This is a genomic window from Tissierella sp., from assembly GCF_031460495.1.
Taxonomy (GTDB): domain Bacteria; phylum Bacillota; class Clostridia; order Tissierellales; family Tissierellaceae; genus JAVKTS01.
This window is the reverse complement of record NZ_JAVKTS010000001.1, coordinates 544,106-560,198: the sequence shown is the minus strand read 5'-3', so window position 1 is coordinate 560,198 and position 16,093 is coordinate 544,106. Positions and strand designations below refer to the sequence as shown.

Annotated in this window: 18 protein-coding genes; 7 read left to right on the top strand and 11 right to left on the bottom strand. The window is 32.7% G+C overall.

The genetic code is table 11. From position 1 onward, the window contains the following. Window positions 1-71: 71 nt before the first annotated feature. The 6 genes from RIN63_RS02635 to RIN63_RS02610 form a co-directional block, all read right to left on the bottom strand. Window positions 72-1,094: a macro domain-containing protein gene (locus tag RIN63_RS02635; RefSeq protein ID WP_310443104.1), complete on the bottom strand. Its 1,023-nt coding sequence runs from the start codon at window positions 1,092-1,094 to the stop codon at window positions 72-74. A gap of 11 nt (window positions 1,095-1,105) precedes the next feature. Beyond that, window positions 1,106-1,696 carry a rhomboid family intramembrane serine protease gene (locus RIN63_RS02630; RefSeq protein ID WP_310443103.1) on the bottom strand — a complete coding sequence of 197 codons (591 nt, stop codon included), beginning with the start codon at window positions 1,694-1,696 and terminating at the stop codon, window positions 1,106-1,108. 59 nt (window positions 1,697-1,755) lie between these two features. Next, entirely contained in the window at window positions 1,756-2,136 is a 381-nt protein-coding gene (locus RIN63_RS02625) for a DUF2752 domain-containing protein (protein WP_310443102.1), read from the bottom strand. Next, window positions 2,120-2,476 carry a DUF4234 domain-containing protein gene (locus RIN63_RS02620; protein WP_310443101.1) on the bottom strand — a complete coding sequence of 119 codons (357 nt, stop codon included), beginning with the start codon at window positions 2,474-2,476 and terminating at the stop codon, window positions 2,120-2,122. Before RIN63_RS02620 ends, RIN63_RS02625 begins: the two co-directional genes overlap by 17 nt. A 161-nt stretch (window positions 2,477-2,637) precedes the next feature. After that, window positions 2,638-3,012, bottom strand: coding sequence for a type II toxin-antitoxin system PemK/MazF family toxin (locus RIN63_RS02615; protein ID WP_310443100.1), 375 nt, complete (start codon window positions 3,010-3,012; stop codon window positions 2,638-2,640). Between the two features lie 5 nt (window positions 3,013-3,017). After that, window positions 3,018-3,275: an AbrB/MazE/SpoVT family DNA-binding domain-containing protein gene (locus RIN63_RS02610; RefSeq protein WP_310443099.1), complete on the bottom strand. Its 258-nt coding sequence runs from the start codon at window positions 3,273-3,275 to the stop codon at window positions 3,018-3,020. Between the two features lie 236 nt (window positions 3,276-3,511). Between RIN63_RS02610 and RIN63_RS02605 the strand changes: the two genes are divergently transcribed. Beyond that, complete coding sequence (locus RIN63_RS02605; RefSeq protein ID WP_310443098.1) at window positions 3,512-4,999, top strand: stalk domain-containing protein; 1,488 nt, start codon at window positions 3,512-3,514, stop codon at window positions 4,997-4,999. Window positions 5,000-5,070: 71 nt separating this feature from the next. Here RIN63_RS02605 and RIN63_RS02600 read toward each other — a convergent pair whose 3' ends face one another. Continuing rightward, window positions 5,071-5,841, bottom strand: coding sequence for a GNAT family N-acetyltransferase (locus RIN63_RS02600; protein WP_310443097.1), 771 nt, complete (start codon window positions 5,839-5,841; stop codon window positions 5,071-5,073). Window positions 5,842-5,997: 156 nt separating this feature from the next. On the opposite strand from RIN63_RS02600, the gene RIN63_RS02595 reads away from it, so the two are divergent. Then, complete coding sequence (locus RIN63_RS02595) at window positions 5,998-6,603, top strand: FMN-dependent NADH-azoreductase (protein WP_310443096.1); 606 nt, start codon at window positions 5,998-6,000, stop codon at window positions 6,601-6,603. 147 nt (window positions 6,604-6,750) lie between these two features. Here the strand turns inward: RIN63_RS02595 and RIN63_RS02590 are convergent, their stop codons facing one another. Together RIN63_RS02590 and RIN63_RS02585 are read right to left on the bottom strand one after the other, a co-directional pair. After that, the gene (locus RIN63_RS02590) at window positions 6,751-7,110 is read right to left on the bottom strand and encodes a hypothetical protein (RefSeq protein WP_310443095.1); all 360 of its coding nucleotides are present in this window, start codon (window positions 7,108-7,110) and stop codon (window positions 6,751-6,753) included. A 105-nt stretch (window positions 7,111-7,215) separates the two neighbouring features. Continuing rightward, window positions 7,216-8,970, bottom strand: coding sequence for a cache domain-containing protein (locus RIN63_RS02585; RefSeq protein ID WP_310443094.1), 1,755 nt, complete (start codon window positions 8,968-8,970; stop codon window positions 7,216-7,218). A 213-nt stretch (window positions 8,971-9,183) separates the two neighbouring features. Between RIN63_RS02585 and pdhA the strand changes: the two genes are divergently transcribed. The 5 genes from pdhA (at window position 9,184) to RIN63_RS02560 (ending at window position 14,295) form a co-directional block, all read left to right on the top strand. Next, entirely contained in the window at window positions 9,184-10,266 is a 1,083-nt protein-coding gene (gene pdhA / locus RIN63_RS02580; RefSeq protein ID WP_310443093.1) for a pyruvate dehydrogenase (acetyl-transferring) E1 component subunit alpha, read from the top strand. Between the two features lie 2 nt (window positions 10,267-10,268). Then, a complete protein-coding gene (locus RIN63_RS02575) occupies window positions 10,269-11,249 on the top strand; it encodes an alpha-ketoacid dehydrogenase subunit beta (protein ID WP_310443092.1) in 981 nt (326 codons plus the stop codon). A 19-nt stretch (window positions 11,250-11,268) separates the two neighbouring features. Then, window positions 11,269-12,552, top strand: coding sequence for a dihydrolipoamide acetyltransferase family protein (locus RIN63_RS02570; protein ID WP_310443091.1), 1,284 nt, complete (start codon window positions 11,269-11,271; stop codon window positions 12,550-12,552). A gap of 19 nt (window positions 12,553-12,571) precedes the next feature. Beyond that, entirely contained in the window at window positions 12,572-13,951 is a 1,380-nt protein-coding gene (gene lpdA / locus RIN63_RS02565) for a dihydrolipoyl dehydrogenase (protein ID WP_310443090.1), read from the top strand. 176 nt (window positions 13,952-14,127) lie between these two features. Next, window positions 14,128-14,295 (top strand): small, acid-soluble spore protein, alpha/beta type, encoded by a 168-nt coding sequence (locus RIN63_RS02560; protein ID WP_310443089.1) that lies wholly within the window; start codon window positions 14,128-14,130, stop codon window positions 14,293-14,295. Between the two features lie 311 nt (window positions 14,296-14,606). Here RIN63_RS02560 and RIN63_RS02555 read toward each other — a convergent pair whose 3' ends face one another. Continuing rightward, window positions 14,607-15,686 (bottom strand): S-layer homology domain-containing protein, encoded by a 1,080-nt coding sequence (locus tag RIN63_RS02555; RefSeq protein ID WP_310443088.1) that lies wholly within the window; start codon window positions 15,684-15,686, stop codon window positions 14,607-14,609. Window positions 15,687-15,883: 197 nt separating this feature from the next. Further along, complete coding sequence (locus RIN63_RS02550) at window positions 15,884-16,087, bottom strand: DUF3006 domain-containing protein (RefSeq protein ID WP_310443087.1); 204 nt, start codon at window positions 16,085-16,087, stop codon at window positions 15,884-15,886. Window positions 16,088-16,093 lie beyond the last annotated feature (6 nt).

Sequence of the window (16,093 nt, the reverse complement as noted above, 5' to 3'; positions counted from 1 at the left end):
ATCCCCCTCTTTATTTGATAATTAAAGAATATCAAATAAAGAGGTATAATTGGTCGCTTCCAAAGCGACAATTATACCCCTAAGGTAATCTGATCAAAAGCAAATAATGCTTCATTTATTTCGTGTATATTATAGTTTTCTTCCTCAATAAAATATTCAATAATTACATCAAATTTATTGCTTCGGGATAAGGTATATCCAGCCTTCCCTAGTAAATCCAATGTCTCATCTAAGTTCAGTCCTAGTGCAATTGCAAAGGATATGGCAGTTACCTTGCTAGGATTATAATCTTTGTCACTTCGTATCTTAGAAAAGAGTCTACGATCTATATTGGCTCTTTTATAGGTTTCTACATCAGTCATTCCTCTTTCATCAATAATCCTAAGTAGCATTTGTGAAAAAGATTCTTCAAGTTTTGCCATTACATCCTTTAATTGAGGTTTAACCTCTGGTGTTGGCATATAAAAATCTTCACTATATACTAAATCTTTCTCTTCAATTCTTTTAAGTTGATATCGTACTGTTTGCTCTAATTCCCTAGAACGATTAAAGCTTTTATGTTCTTCAACATAATTATCATCAATATATCTCTTAATCCCTGTAAAAAGCTTTTCACTTAATCTAATGGCATTTTTATCATATACTACAAGATATACTTGCATTTCATGTTTCAATAAAAATTCTCCAATGGTAGAAACAGCAATTTGAAGGGCCTGATCCTTTGGATAGCTATAGATCCCAGATGAAATTAAAGGAAAAGCTATAGATTTGCATTTATACTTTAAGCCAAGTTTCAGAGAATTTATGTAGCAGCTTCGCAATAGATGGGCTTCATTTTCATTACCACCTTGCCATATAGGACCAACTGTATGGATTATGTACTTGGCAGCAAGGTCATATCCATTTGTAACAACAGCTTGACCCACATCACATGAGCCAATGCTACTACACTCATCTTGTAACTTTTCAGCACCAGCTGCAGAAAAGATAGCGCCACATACTCCGCCCCCAATTTTCAATTCCATATTTGCAGCATTGACTATTGCATCAACAGACATTTTTGTTATATCATTTCTGATTATCTCTAGTGGCATATGACCACCCCCTATTTAATAAATACATAAGAAAGTATATATCCCGCTATAAGCCCTCCAAGATGGGCAGTAATACTAATACTTGGCACAAGTATTGTAAGTACTAAATTTATTCCTATCATTGATATGATACTCTTTCTTCCTTCAGGGGTTATCATTTCTTTGTGACGGTGAATTAGATATATAAATGCTCCAAATATCCCAAATAAGCTTCCTGATGCTCCAGCTGATACAGAAATAGGGTTAAAAATATAAGTAGTTATATTTCCCATCAAGCCCGTTAACAAGAAAAAAAGTATGTATTTTTTCTTACCTAAAAATCTTTCTATTTGTGTTCCAAATACATAGAGAGCATATCCATTAAAAAACAAGTGGCTGATGCCTATATGAATAAAAATCGAAGTAATAAACCTATAGTATTGATTATACTTGAAAATAAAGGGAGGGAAAAAGGCTCCAAATCTAACTAAGGTCTCTATATCATTGGTGCCACCATTTAAACTAATTACTATAAAATAAATAATAATTATCAATAAAAAGGTAAAAGTCACCGGACTCTCTTTAATATATCTAAGTAGTTTTTCTTTTTTTATGACTATCATCCTTTACATATAAATTTGAACTTCCTTATAATAGTTGACATTTCTTTTTACTGCCTAAATCAAATATTAACTGGTGCTAAATAACTAAAAATCTCTGTATTTCTAATGAGTCCATATCCTAAAGCTATAATTATCATTAGAATTATTATAGCCTTTGATAGTTTTTTATACTTACTACCCTCTAATAGATAATAAGCTACAAACATTGGTGGAATCATAAATATAAGGGCATTATACCTCAGAGCTTGATAAAAATCGAATCTAAGAATGGAATTTACTGCTCTTGTCATTCCGCAGCCTGGACAATAAAGTCCTGTAATTTCATTGAATATGCACGGAAATATAGGTCCATTTCTAGGATCAGCAAAGTATACAAATATTCCCAGGATAAGTAGAATTGGCAATAATATTTTAATATCTTTTTTAGTTATTATATTCATATTGAATTATACCATTGATTTCTGATTGCATAATACAATAAGAAACAATACCTAGTTGAAAAATTGCTAGTATCAAATACAGAATAGAATTATCTTGAGCTCTTATCCCTGACCTGTCTTGAGCTTGGTATATAAGTTTACCCATCTTATAATTCCAAAAGAAGAAATAAATCCCACAAGTAACTATTGTAAGCAAAAATGCCATACCACCAGATGTAGATCTATCCCCACTTAAATAGCTAGCTTCATCAGTAAGCTTTATGAACCAATAAATACTATATAATCCACAAGTGAGAAGTGAAAATATAATTGCCAAGCCAATATTTCTCTTTTGTAACATAAAAATTCCTCCTTTAGTTGATTATTCTCCCCAGATTTCCATATTATTTATGCTCTCTTTGACTATATACCCACCTGATAAGACTTTATAATAATAAGTTAAAATAGAATTCAAATAAAAAAGGCCAGCTATTGCTAACCTTGTTACACTAATTTAAGCACTTATGAATTTAATAATTTTTCATAAATTGCATTAAATATAATATTACATTTTCCAATCACTGCTTTTGGTGCTTTCTCTATGAATTCAAATTGTCTAATACTCAAATCTAAAACCTTAACTTGGTCCATCAATATGTCACCTTTAGTTTTGAGATTATACTCATCTAAGTTTACTCTTGTGAGGAAGGTACTAGTTGAATTAGTTATTGGTACCACTGTTACTAGGCCATTTAACTCTTTTTGAGTAATGGGATCTGATATAACAAGACCTGGTCTATATCCTTTTTGCTCATGTCCTTCTGATGGCGAAAAGCAAATTTTTATTATATCTCCGCATTCTAAATTATTATAATTCTTTTTATCTTCTATAGACATATCTATTACCACTCTTCTTTTCCAACTGGATTCCCCCAATCGATTTCTGTTATTGGATTTAATATTTCACCTTTAGATTGCTCAACTAATAGCTCAAATTTTGTTTTATTTTGCTTCTTAATTAATAATAATTTATCTCCATCTATATCTACATTAAAACTTATATCTTCTATATTGCTACTATCAATATTCAATTCATCTAATACCTTCTTAGGTATACGAATAGCTGCACTATTACCCCATTTAACTAAATTGATATCCATTAAAATCACCTCTATTTCATTTTACTATCCCTTAATAAAAGTATATACTCGTATATACTTTTTGTCAACTGTATTATCATGAAAAATAATGACTTCATGATAATTATAATAATAGCAAAACTCAATAATTACCCATTTACTATGATTTGTCAGTTTTTTTATGGTATGATGTTATCTATGAAGTGATTTAATCACTATTTCATAAATTACATAATTAAAATGAGGTGTTGAAATTCATGACAAAATATGAAATGTTCTTAACTCGATGTACAGCTAATAAACAAAAGAGGATTATTAATTCTTTGATAGTTATTATGATTTTGCTTTTTTCAATTAATTACTCTTATGCTTATAGCTTAAGTATATCTTCACCTTCTGCCATTTTAATAGAGTCAAAGACTGGCAAGATTCTCTATCAAAAAAATATGGATGTTCAAAGACCAATGGCAAGTACCTCAAAGATAATGACTTACCTATTAGTTATGGAAGCAGTAGAAAATGGTAGTATTAGATTAGATGATAAGGTAAAGGTCAGCAAAAATGCTACAAGTGCTGGAGGAACATCTTACAACTTAAAAGAAAATGATGTTTTGTCAGTAAATGAACTTTTAAGTTCTATGATGATAATTTCAGCTAATGATTCAGCTCTTGTATTAGCAGAGTACATAGGAGATACTGTGGAGAATTTTTGTATTAAAATGAATGATAAAGCAAAATCTCTAGGGCTAATGAGTGCATACTTTGTAAATCCTAATGGAATGCCATTAAAAAATAAGGATCAAAATAAAATATCAGCTAAAGACCTAGCAATGTTAACTAAATATACATTGGACAGATATGGGGATTCTTTATTGGAAATTACTAGTCAGAAGCAATTTAATGGAACATATAAGAACTTTTCTAAAAAAAATACAAATGAATTGTTAGAAACAACTTCTTTTATAGATGGATTGAAAACAGGCTATACCGACTTAGCAGGATATTGCTTAGTTTCTACATCTAAGGTAAAGGATTCAGAAAAAAACAGACTTATTGCAGTAGTATTAGGTGGAAAATCTAAGAAAGAAAGATCTGATGATAGTAAAAAAATAATAGACTTTGGTCTAAATAACTTTTATACACAAGAAGTTCTAGAAAAAGGAGAAGTCTTAAGTTATTATCAAATCACATCTGATGAATATATACCAATTGAATTTCTTGCTAAAGATACACTTTCAATTTTATCGCCGAAAAATACAGATATAGCCAAAAATAAAGAAGTCATATTTCAAAATTTTGATTTTAATAAAGATATCTTAAATAGTGGAGAGATACAATCTATTTTAAGACTTAAAGATGGAACAGAGACAGAAATCTCTTTAATAGCCAATAGAGGCATTTCTGTTTATATAGATGACAATCCTATAATCTTCGATCAAGCTATTCCAATGGTTAAGGATGGGTCCACACTAGTGCCTCTAAGGTTAATCGCTGAACATCTTGGAGTAAATATAGAGTGGGATCAATCAAACAAGGCTATTATTTGCGAGAAGGATAATATAAGGTTTAAGTTAATTGTTGATAGCAAAATAGCTATTATTAATAATAAGTTTGTCACTTTAGATATAGCTCCTCAAGTAATCCAAGGAAACGCCATGGTCCCCGCTAGATTTATAGCAGAAGCTTTGGGCATGGAAATTGAATGGGATAGTGATATACGGGCAGTAAAGATATATAGTGTATAAAAAAATTGCTACACAGCTAAATAGTTGTGTAGCAATTTTATATTAGGGATTAAAAATTTGGTAATATATTTTCATTTCCTATAATGTATTACTTGATCAATATTTACAAAACCTAGTTTCTCATATATCTTCCCTGCTTCAAGATTATCATACTGAAGATATAAATCCTTTCCTTCTTTGAGTAAAATGCTACATAGTGATTGTAGACATTGTGTAGCTAATCCTTTACATCTATAGTCCCTATTAGTAGCTACTCCTACAATGACTGCTGTATCCTTTATTTCAAAATCAGTCTGTGCCACCGATATAATTTCTCCATCTTCTTCGATGCAAACTCCTCGTCCACGATTGTTGTTTAACTTTTCTTCCATTACTTCTCTTGGGCTAAAGCTTTGAAATACTTCTTTATATAGTTCTACTATTTTATCTAAATCATCTACATCTATATCTCTCATTTTATATTTAATCTGTATAGGCTTCATTATATAGTCCTTGTCTAATTTAGATATATAAGCCCCATCTTTTATAGATGTAAACAAACCTTTATCTAAAAATTTGTGACAATATGATTTGGGACCTATTAATGCATCATATTCTAAAGTGGAAATCAAGTTTTCAAAACCATCAATATCAAATTCTTCTGGAGCAAAAAATTGTAGAACTCCACTCTTTCTTCGAAATAATACAGCAATTAATTCATCTTTTCTATATTCTCCGTAGATTTTATCATAAACTTGCTTTTTGCTTGTTAGTCCTAGGAGAATAAAATAATTTCTTGCAATATCTTTTTCCACAAATTTCTTAACGGAATAGTATTCATTTGGCAGAATCTCTCTAATCATATTCTAACACTCCTATTTGATGTACTAGAAATATTGTAATACATAATTAAACCATTTGTAAATCCAAATTACGAATATTGATATAATTTATTCTAATCTGGATATTCTAATTAGAGATAGGATATATTAATTCAAAAAACAATTGGAGGAAAATACATGAGTAAGATACTTTATATTAAAGCCAATGCAAAACCTGAAGGTGCCTCAAGAACATTTAAAGTTTCTGATAGTTTTATTGAAGCATATAAAGAGAATCATCCTGATGATACAATAATAACTCTTGATTTATATAAAGAAAATATAGAGTTATTATCCGCAGATGATATAAATACAGTTTTTGGACCTAAAACAACTGAGAGTAGAAATCATCCAATTCTAAAATATGCATATCAATTTGCCGAAGTCGATAAATATGTAATTGCAGAGCCTATGTGGAATTTAAGCATTCCTGCAATCTTAAAGGCATATGTTGACTATATCTGTGTAACTGGTATTACATTCAAATATACCTCTGAGGGTCCAGTTGGTTTATGTACAGGAAAAAAGGCAATTAATATTGCCTCAAGAGGGGGAAGTTATTCTGCGGAACCATATTCAGCATATGAAATGGGAGATAGATACTTAAGAACCATTTTTGGTTTTTTAGGCATTACAGATTTTACTACAATAGCTGCAGATGGATTAGACTCTACAGGTAATAATGTTGATGAAATTGTCAACAATGCTATTAAAGAAGCTAAGGAATTAGCAAGGAATTTCTAGTTAATCTTTTCTAACAATGAGTCCTTCTAAAAACATAATCACAAAGTACATGGTTTAAACTATGTACTTTGTGATTATTGTATCTCTAACAATTGATTTACATCATACTAAAATTTATTACTATCATCAAACAATCGTGCATTTGTTTTATAATTCTTCCGTTGCTACTATCTCAATATTATCTCCGAACTTTTCATCCAGTTCTTTTAATTTTATTTCATCACTATTACCATATGACTTAGGTATTTCAACAATACCTAACTTATATCCATGGTTTAGTTTTTCTAAAATAATATTTTTGAACCAATTATGATATAGACTAGTCCTAAATGATAAACCAGAAGCACTCTTATCACTGCTAGATGAAGATCCATCTATTTCTTCTCTATTTCTAATATTGGATATAAAATGATAAAGTAATTCTTTCTCCATATCCTCCCCTAAGTCTTTATAAGCTACTAGTAATACTTTGTACTTTGATTCTTGAGATTCTTCTCTCTTAAACATTCCAATCCCCCCATATTCTATTATAGCTTTTAATTAGGTTATGTCTTAAAATAATTATACCCTATTGTTAAGAATGTATCAAGGCTATAAATTCTTTGCATTTCACTAAGCTTTAAATTTAGATATGGCTTCCTGCATTTCGTTAGCTAGTCCAGCTAAGATTTCACTTGAATTAGCTATTTCCATCATGGTTGCTGTCTGTTCTTCTACTGATGCAGATGCTTCCTCTGTTCCTGCTGCATTTTCCTGAGATATAGATGATAAGTTGTATATTATCTCAACGATAACATCCTTCTTGTTTATCATTTCCTGTCCAGATTTATTGATAAGATCTATTACTTTATTCATGCTTTCAATTGCTTTTGAAATCCCAATAAACTTATCATTGGTTTGTTCTACACTTTGATTTTGTAATTTTGAAATCTCTGATACTTCTTTCATCGTTGTTACAGCTTGACTTATCTTGTTATTTAAATCTGTTATAATCTCCGTAATCTCTTCAGTGAAACCATTAGATTGCTCTGCTAATTTTCTTATTTCATCCGCTACTACTGCAAATCCTCTTCCTGCTTCCCCAGCTCTAGCTGCTTCAATTGCTGCATTTAGAGCTAGTAAGTTAGTTTGTTCAGCTATGCTTCGAATCATATTGCTGGCATTTTCTATTTTTTCTGCACTTTCATTGGTACTATCGATTACATTTTGAATTTCCATTGTTGCATCATTACTAGATTCCGTTGCCTGCATTAATTCTCCAAGGGTTTCAAATCCTTCATCCTTTAGCTTGCCAACTTCAATAGTTGAATCATTAAGTTGTTTTAGATAGTCTTCATTTTTCTCCACCAATCCACCTAAATCAGCTATATGCTTTGCTCCCTTTTCTGTATCCAGTGCTTGATGAGTTGCACCTTTAGCGATTTCTTCAATAGCTCTTGCTACTTCATCAGCTGCTATGGCAGATTGTTCACTAGATATAGTAAGTTCATTGGATGATGATGCAAGATGTATTGCTGATTCGGATATCTGTCTTGAAAAGATTCTGAGATTATCTAGAATTCTTTGGAATGAATTGGCCAAAGATCCAATTTCATCCTTCCTATTAGTTAAAACATGTGGAATATCCTCAGTCACATCCAGATTTGCAATATTATCTGCACGCTTTGTGACTCCTTCTAATGCCTTACCCATTCTATTGGAGAAATTATACATTACTATGATTACTAATACTAGGAAGATCAATACACCTGCGCTTGTATATTTAAGGACATTTACAGCACCCTTGTTGAAGTCCATCTCATAACTTCCAGCTGTAACAACCCATCCCCAATTTGGATCTAATTTATTAAATACAATCTTTTTCCCTATATTTTCACTATGAGGTAGGAACCAATCATAATATGTGAAACCCCCACCATCTTTAGCCTTTTGGATACTATCTTGCACAAGAAAAACACCAGTCCCAGCCTTATCTGTTACATCCCAAACATTTTTCCCTTCTAAACTTGGATGTGCTATTTCAACACCTTCCTGACTATATACTACAAAATAACCAGATTCTCCTAAATCTAAAGGTGAATTTATTGGTCGGATACCGTCCTCCTTCATTTCACCAAGCAAGTATTCCTTTACCATTTCCTGTGCTTGATCCAATGTAAAAGTTCCCTTCTTAACACCTTGTTCTGCTAAATCAATCATTTGAATAGCAGTTTCCACTGCATTTTGGAGAATAATTTCTCCTTTCTCATTCAACTGTTGTTTTGAAGTGTTGTAGCCTAAAAGTCCAATAGCAATGTTCGATACAACTAAGACCATAGTAGTCATTAATAATATCTTGTTTTTGATGGATCCACTGATCTTGTGCATAGTCCTACCCCCTATTATTTTGATGTTTGTTCCATTATACCCCATCATGACAAATAATTGTAATATTCTGCAAATATTTCTATATTAATTATTAAATAACAGTATGTCCTTATGTTTAGATTATCATATTTGGGTATTATATATAATACAAATGATAACAATTATCAATTAGATTAATATACTGTATATTATAAATATAAAGGAGGCAAAAAAATGAGATTTGAAGATTACAATCCTCTAGAAGGAAAGCATTACAATATTTTAGATATTAATGGTGAAATAATAAGAGAAGAAGAGCTTCCATCTCTTTCAGATGATGAATTGTTGTATCTCTACAAGACTATGTTATATACACGAACTATAGATGAAAAAGCATTATCCTACCAAAGACAAGGACGAATGCTGACTTATGCTCCAAATACAGGTCAAGAAGCTACCCAAGTGGGTAGTGCTTATGCTATGGAAAAGGATGATTGGTTGGTTCCTTCTTTTAGAGAATTAGGAGCTTGGCTAGTTAAGGGGGTTCCCCTTAAAAATATTTATCTATATTGGTATGGTAATGAATGGGGAAGCCATATGCCTGAAGGTGTAAAGGTACTTCCAGTATCTGTCCCTATTGCATCTCAATTTCAACATGCTGCAGGAATTGGTATGGCAAACAATATCAAGGGAGAAAACAATGTGGTAGTTGCTTATGTGGGAGATGGTGGTACTTCTCAAGGTGATTTCCACGAGGCTTTAAATTTTGCTGCTGTATTTAAAGCTCCAGTAGTATTTATTATTCAAAATAATCAATATGCTATTTCAGTTTCTCGAAAGGAACAAACAACAAGTAAGACCCTTGCGCAAAAATCTATTTCTTATGATATGCCAGGCATAGTCGTAGATGGCAATGATATATTTGCCATGTATTCCGCTACAAAGAATGCTATAGATAGAGCAAGAAATGGTGAAGGTCCTTCCTTGATTGAAGCCTTTACCTATAGATTAGGAGCTCATACAACTTCCGATGACCCTACTATTTATAGAGATGACTCCGAAGTAGAAGAATGGAAGGAAAAAGATCCAATACTAAGATTTAAAAAATATCTATTAGCTAAAAATATATTAACTGAGGAATGGGATGAAAAAACTAAAAAGGAACTAGAAGTAGAGGTAATGTCTACTTTCGAAGAAATTGAAGATAAATCTGATACTGCAATTGAAGATATTTTCAAGTATCATTATGCAAGTATGCCTCCAGTTTTAGAGGAACAACTTAACGAGTATAAAGCTTTTTTGGAAGGGGGTAAATAATTATGTCAAATAAATTAAATATAGTTCAGGCTGTGAACCAAGCTTTAATGAATGAAATGGAAAATGATAAAACTGTAATTGTTTACGGTGAAGATGTTGGTCTTGAGGGTGGAGTTTTTAGAGCTACTGTTGGACTACAAGAAAAGTTCGGAAAAGAAAGGGCATTTGATACACCCCTTGCTGAATCTGCAATCGTAGGTACTGGAGTAGGTATGGCTATCAATGGGCTAAAGCCTGTAGTCGAAATGCAATTCATGGGATTCTCATATCCTGCTTTTAATCAAATAATATCTCATGTTTCTAGGATGCGTAATCGTACTAGAGGTGGAATTACACTTCCTATGGTTATTCGTGCTCCTTATGGTGGAGGCATTCGTGCATTGGAACATCATTCAGAAAGTACAGAAGCAATTTATGCTCATATACCAGGTCTAAAGGTAGTTATACCTTCTACTCCTTATGATGCAAAGGGACTTCTTATAGCTGCCATTAGGGACCCTGACCCTGTATTGTTTTTAGAACCAAAGCGTATCTATAGGGCATTCAAACAAGATATTCCAGAGGAAGCCTATGTACTTCCTATTGGGAAAGCAAAAATTGTAGAAGAAGGTAAAGATGTGACTATTATAACTTGGGGTGCTATGGTTAGGGATGTGCAAAAAGCTAGTGAAATGGTGAAGTCTAAGGGAATTATCCCTGAAATAATTGATCTGCGTACTATTTCACCTATGGATAGGGATACAATCATTGAATCAGTTAAAAAGACTGGTAGAGCAATAGTAGTTCATGAAGCACCTAAGTCCTTTGGTGTTGGCGCAGAAATCGTATCTATTATTAATGAAAAGGCTTTCTTGTATTTGGAAGCTCCTCCAACTAGGGTAACTGGTTTTGATACTATATTTCCATTACCAAGGGGAGAAAAGCACTATATTCCATCTCCTGAAAGAATTGCAAAAACCATTGAAGATGTAGTTAAGTTTTAATTGAGGAGGATAGATTACTATGAAATATGAATTTCGTTTTCCAGATATAGGTGAAGGTATAAGAGAAGGAACCTTAATGAAATGGTTAGTTCATGAAGGTGAAGATATAGAGGAAGGTCAATCTCTAGCAGAAGTTGAAACAGATAAAGTCACAACAGAAATACCATCTCCAAGGACAGGTAAAGTCTTAGAGTTGAAGTTTGAAGAAGGAGATACAATTGAAGTAGAGCAAGTATTTATCACTATCAGCATTGGTGGAGAATCTGAAAATTCTCAAGCTCCTGAGGAGCAAGAAGTAGTAGAGGAAGAAACTGCTGGTGTAGTAGGTGAAGTAATAGCTTCTTCAGAATTAATTCCAGCTAGTACAGAGGGTATGATTACTTCATCTAAAGAATCAGATGAAGCTAAAAAAGTCCTGGCTACTCCAGTTGCTCGGCAATTAGCTAAAGACTTAAATGTTGATATAAGGACAGTCCAAGGCACTGGCCCGAATGGTAGAGTGATGAAAGAAGATATAAACAAAACTAAGGAAACTAGTCAGCCTATCCAACAGGTAAAAGCAGCTGAAATCTCTAGCGATAGTATTGTATACAGTGATAGTGAAAGAATTGAGAGAATTCCACTTACTAGAATTCGAAAGACCATAGCAGAGCAAATGGTAGTATCTAGATTTACCATACCTCATACAACAGCAATGGATGAAATAGATGTAACTGCACTTGATGAGTTTAGAAATAAATATAAGGATAGGTTGAAGACTGAGGATGTTAATTTAACCTATTTACCTTTCATTATCAAAGCCGTTATCAATATATTAAAAGAATATCCTGAATTTAATTCATCCTATGATATGGAAAATCAGGAACTATTACTAAAACACTTTTATCATATAGGTATAGCTACTGATACTGATAGAGGTCTGATGGTGCCGGTCCTTAGAGATGCGGATAAGAAGAGTATAGTTCATATTGCCAAGGAAATTGAAGATTTAACTAGTCGTGCTAAAAATAATAAATCTGAACTTCATGAGCTAAAGGGCAGTACTTTTACTATTACTAATTTTGGCTCTATTGGAGGACTGTTTGGAATCCCAATTATTAACTATCCAGAGTCAGCAATCTTGGGTATGGGTCGTATTGTTAAAAAACCTATAGTGAAAGATGATGAAATAGTAATCGCTAAGGTTCTACCTTTATCCCTTTCCTATGATCACAGAATAATTGATGGTGCCAGTGGAGCTCGTTTCCTAAATCTATTATCCCAGCTTTTATCTGACCCTGAAATATTGTTGATGAAATCTTAGAAAGGTAACGGTGATTAAGATGAATAAATATGATCTTATTATCCTAGGTGGAGGTCCTGGAGGTTATGTGGCTGCCATTAAGGCAGCCCAACTAGGGGCAAAAGTTGCTGTAGTAGAAAAAGAAAAGCTTGGTGGAGTTTGTTTAAACTGGGGTTGCATTCCTACTAAAACACTTTTAAAAAGTGCAAAACTATATAAAGATATATTGCGAGCAAATGATTTTGGTATTGTTGGTATTGATTCTTCCACTGTATCTGTAGGTTGGAAATCAATGTTGAAAAGGAAAGATAAAGTTGTAAATCAATTAGTATCAGGAATCTATATGCTCTTCAAGAAAAATAGAATTGACCTTTTTGAAGGCAAAGGAACTATATTGAATAAAAATCAGATTGAAGTCAATGGTGAAACCATCACTGGTGACAATCTCATTATTGCTATAGGAGCTGGCGACTCCTCCCCTCCTATTCCTGGACTAGATGAGGCTGTAAGGTCTGGGAAAGCAATAAATAGTAAGGGAGCTTTGCAGCTTGAAGAGATTCCTAAGGATTTAGTAGTAGTTGGTGGCGGGGTCATTGCAGTTGAATTTGCTACACTATTCAATGCCTTGGGGTCAAATGTGACTATAATTCAGAGATCTGGCAGGATACTCTCTGGAGTAGAAAACGAAATGGCTACTACTCTTGAGAAGCATCTAAAAAGAGAAGGCATAAATATATTGACTAATACAAAACTAAAATCAATTGGTGAAGATGGAGTATTAATTGAGCATAAAAATGAAGATAAATTAATTAAAGGAGATAAATATCTTGTTTCCTTAGGAGTAAAGCCAGATTTAAAGGAAATGAAAAATTTAGACTTGAAGATTAATTCTAAAGGTTTTATTGAAACAAATAATAGAATGGAAACCAGCATTAAAGGAGTCTACGCAATAGGAGATTTAAATGGCAGGTATGCCTTAGCTCATGTTGCATCAGCTGAAGGTATCGTAGCAGCTGAAAATATCATGGGTAAGGATAGTACTTTAAATTACAATATAGTTCCTTCCTGTGTCTATACCTTCCCTGAATTAGCCAGTGTAGGAATGACTGAAGAAGAAGCAAGGGAAAAGGGTCACGATATTACAGTTAGCAAATTCCCATTAGCTGCTAATGGAAAAGCATTGGCTGAAGGTGAAACTTTGGGCTTTGTAAAGATTATCTCTGATAATCAATATGGTGAAATATTAGGCACTCATATAATGGCCTCTCATGCTACAGATATGATTGCTGAAGCTATTGTAGCTATGCAGCTTGAAGGCACTGTATACGATATAGCAAAAGCCATCCACCCTCACCCTACTCTCTCAGAAATCATGATGGAAGCTGCCTTTGGTTCAATAGATAAACCGATACACATGTAAAAACTCCCGAAAGGGAGTTTTTATCTATTAGTTATTTAAGTACAATACTCAAATAATCTAATATGAATTTTATAATTAGTCATTTTCATTAATTTACCTAGTATGAAATATCCAGTTAATATGCAAAATAAAGACTAATACTTTATTTAGGGGTGATTTATTTGAGTTTTAAACCAATGAACCAAAACGCGACAAAAGCCTTAGAACAAATGCAGCTGGAGATAGCAAATGAATTTGACGCAAACTTAACTATCTCTGAGAAATCCGATGGAGCTGTGACTAGGGACTTGGTTACAAGAGCAGAAAATCAGCTTGCTGATAAAGACACGTTTAATCCAAGCTAAGTAAAATATAGATGCCCTTTTTTTATAAATTCAGAAAAGGGCATCTATATCTTTATATTTAATTATTGATTGAATAATTTGTTTCTATTTCCTTGTTTTCTCTCTTGTTTTCGTACATCAACCTATCAATATGCTTTTGAAATTCTTCCACATCCATATGAGAATTATAATCATAAACCGCATAACCACAGCTAAACCCAAGCTTATATGGCTGATTGCTTGATTATTGTACTTTTCATTGGGTAGTGGATATATTAGATCTTCCGCAAAATAACAAATTCCAAGGATTAAACCCTGGAATTTCAAATTAGCTACTTTACAATTTTCGTTCTATTTTCAGTGTTTACTAGCCTTGTTATAATGGCTGCTGCTTCAGCTCTGCTAATGTTTGACTCTGGCTTAAAAGTCAACTCTTTATCTGACCCAGTCACTATTCCTGAATTATATAATGTGAATATCGAATAATCATATTTTGTATTATAGTCTACATCTGGTAGTTCTGTAATATTGTTTATCTCCGGATACTCCATATAAGGTAAAGTTTTTGAGAAGATATAGGCTAATTCAGCCCTAGTTGCATCTTTTGTATAATCTATAAATTCGTCGCCGCATATTATTTGTTGTTCCTTTAGATAAGCAATAGCACCGTCATACCAATTAGATCCAGTGTTATCAAATATAGGACTATTTCCATAGTAAATTTTGTTTATCCTAGCTGCCATAGTTACTGCCTCTGCCAAAGTAACATTTCCTTTAGGATCGAATTTTCCCTCACCTTTTCCAGCCATGAAGCCTAATTCATAACATTCAATAACTGCCTTTGCATACCAAGCATTATCCTCTATATCATTGAATATGCCCTTCTCGTAGATATTTTTAGCTTTATAATTGCTTAAGCCTATGCCTTTAAAGGGATAAGCACCTGTATAAGGAGTTTCACCTACTACTTCTACAATGTATTCATTAGGACCAGCAGCCCAAGCAACACTTGACACAAGATAAAACCCAGGTTCATTTAAGGTTATATATCCAGAAACTACACCTAATTCCTCCTCATAATCCTCTCCATCTTCATAGATTATCTCATCCCATTTTAAAACCTCAACATCTTTGTCTATATACACATAATCCTTTACCTTAGATATATCCAATGGGTAAACACCGATAAAAGCTAAGTTATCATAATCATCTTTAATTCTTAAAATAGTAGGCCCTTTAGCCATTTGTTTTAAATATTGATACCCAGAATCAAGAGCTACTAATTCTTTTGAAATTAAGTTGTCCAAAGTAAATGTACTTTCATAGCGATAATCAATTTCAGCAGCTACTGAAATTGATGAGCCTACAAAAATCATCAAAGCTAATAATAATAGTAAAACTGTTTTTTTCATGATATTCCTCCTAAGTCTTATGTTTTTTGTTTAACCTATTTATATTGCTTATAGATTAACCAGTGTTTTATATGGATGCTACTTTTCCAAAAAACACTATTGACCCAATGTTATCAAAGGATACCAGTTTTGGCAACATATGGAATGATAAGCTTATGTTATTCCTGAATAATGCTTGTAATTCTACTTTGATAATTTCAATCTCCACAGAAGAGCCTATCAAACTTACTCTGTATCCTATTTTTTCTCTCCTCCGTCTCTCCTTGATCCACTGAAATAGTTATTATATCTCCTTCCTTAGCCTCTATAGGAAGTATAACCCTTGGGATGTTAATCATTTCTTTGTTCTCTAATTCTACTATGGCAAATTCCTCTTCAAACCTATCAATAGTAATTTTCATCTTTTG